We start from the raw sequence: 2324 nt of genomic DNA on the forward strand, positions 1-2324 counted from the left end.
ATGCCCTTTTTTCTTTTATACCCCAAATTCGTGCTTTCATGTACAAATGTCTATAACATTTTTAAGAATTCAATTCATTAATTCTTCAACTTTGAATTGTCTCATGCTATGAGGTAAGAGGATTAAGTATAAATACTTGTTTTAAAAAGAGCAGTATTTATACTCTAGTAATACCTGAAGTTTCATCAGATATTTGCGGTATAATCAAAAACAAAATGTTCGATTGATTAGCTACAATAGAATTTTGATTTCAAAGGCGTAATCCGAAAAGCCGTCTTAAATAGAGTAGGAGACTAAAATAAATAAAATGGAAAATGAAAAATCAATTACAGTTGATATTCCGAATGGGAATTCATCTCACAAAGTTACTTTTCATGAAACGAAGAGTATTGGTAATCCTTTACTTAAAGGTTTAGAAGCAGGCCTTTTAGAAAAAGTTAATCAAGCCCATATTAAAATTATCCCGTACGAAAAAGCGATAAATAAATGGGTTGGTATTTCTGGTAAAAACGCACAACTTTATGCAGTAAACCCTATTGAAGCTATAGAGAGTGCTAATATTGGTATTCCTCAAGATATCATAAATGAATTAAAGAAAGCTTCGCAATTAGTATTAACAACTTTAAAAAAACAATAAAATGGCAACAGTAACTACAGAAGGATGGGATTTATTGGCAGTAGCAAATCAAACTTTGATAAACACAGGATTGAGTGCTGCGTATAAAGCAAACATATTTCCACATAAAGTAAATTATACTGCACTAGGAATTACTTTCGTTGGAACCCTAGGAACACCAACCGCTAACTTAAATCCTGCAAACGCATCTGGAACAAATTCACTTGCAGCAATTGTAGCGCCACTTAGTGGAACATTGACTTATCAAGGTGTTAATTATGATGTTCCAGTTGGAAGTACGTTAGGAATAACTTCCAATCTTAAATACGATTCAATTACACTTAGTGGAGGCGCACCTGCGATGCAATTAAATCTTGACATAGCAAGTAGTCTAGCTATTTACGAAGTAGGTTTAACGATAACACCAACACCTTTTTGGGCTCCAATATTAAATGGTATTATACAAGGCTATCTTCAAACCCAGTATAAGGGAGGTTCTTATTATCTTGGAACTGTAAATATGAGCGGAGTACCTGCTTCTTTATTACCAACAGGATCTGTTTTTTTTGCTACTCAAGAAAACACACAAACACCTGCTGATAATTTATTAGCATTAGTATCTAACACAAGTACAGGAACTCCAGGTATATTAGATTTCACTTCAAATCCAGGCTTGATACCTTCAACTGAAAATGCTGCATTGTATATTTCTAACAGATGCTTATTAGTTAATTTAGTAATGCCGCCTTTGGTTAAGCAATTAAAAACAGTTTCTACATCTTTTAATATTTCAGGTAATACCACGACACCCTACACACTTGCTCTAAATACCAAAATTGGAATATCTGGAGAATATGACCCAAAGCTTACCAGCATGAGTGTGTATGTAAATAATTCGCAGAATATTCAAGGGGATTATGGAGCAACAGGTTATCCAATATCTTCGTTTAGTAGTTTGATGTGGGTAGATTTACATGGTAGTTTTTATTTATCTCCAGTATTGAAGAGTCAAGTTGTTTCTATTAGTGCAAGAACACCAGATGGTAGTGGATCTATACATCTAAGTACTGGAGGATGGTTAATTGTTGGAGCACTTGTTATTGCTACGTTTGGAACTCTGGGAGCCGCAATGGGAGCTGTAGTAGCCATTGTTGTGCCAATCATTATTACTCAACTTAACTTTTCAGTGAGTATGTCAGATCTAGCTAAAAGTTTAGAAGATGCAAACTTATCATTTACTTGGCCAGCACAAAAATTATGTCCAATTAAAAGTATAGCATTACCTGGTGATCTTGTTCTTTATTTAGATCCACAGGTTAGTTAAGTTTTAATGAATTCTCTAGCTTAAAGAAGTTATAAGCTAGAGAACTCGTTATATTTCAATATAGGGGTAATTTTATCAAAACTTTTTTGGTTTTTAGGACGGGATAATGCGTGTATTATACTGATATAGGTTGACCTTTTTTAGGTTTAATTTATACCGTTCAAAGTATTTTTTTTTAGCCGTTTAGACGGCAAAAAATAATTTGAACTAGCTATTTTTTAAATTAGAAGTTCAGTTAAATTTACGTTATTTCTACGATATGATTTATATTTTATATTCGGATTCAAATGGACTTCGGCAGGTTTTCTTAAATCTAGGCTAAAATGGATTCTTAAATTGTTGTAAATAGATACTGCTTGTTTTGTTATTTGCTGAGCAATGTTG

At 33.0% G+C, this 2324-nt stretch carries 2 protein-coding genes; both read left to right on the forward strand.

All coding sequences use genetic code 11. The annotated features are described in order from the left end of the window. Positions 1–307: 307 nt before the first annotated feature. Positions 308–637, forward strand: a complete 330-nt coding sequence (locus CXF67_RS09335; protein ID WP_102088513.1) for a hypothetical protein — start codon at positions 308–310, stop codon at positions 635–637. A gap of 1 nt (position 638) precedes the next feature. Beyond that, positions 639–1940: a TULIP family P47-like protein gene (locus tag CXF67_RS09340; RefSeq protein WP_102088514.1), complete on the forward strand. Its 1302-nt coding sequence runs from the start codon at positions 639–641 to the stop codon at positions 1938–1940. Positions 1941–2324: the final 384 nt, after the last annotated feature.

Origin of the sequence: Psychroflexus sp. MES1-P1E (assembly GCF_002836055.1) — a bacterium.
Lineage (GTDB): Bacteria > Bacteroidota > Bacteroidia > Flavobacteriales > Flavobacteriaceae > Psychroflexus.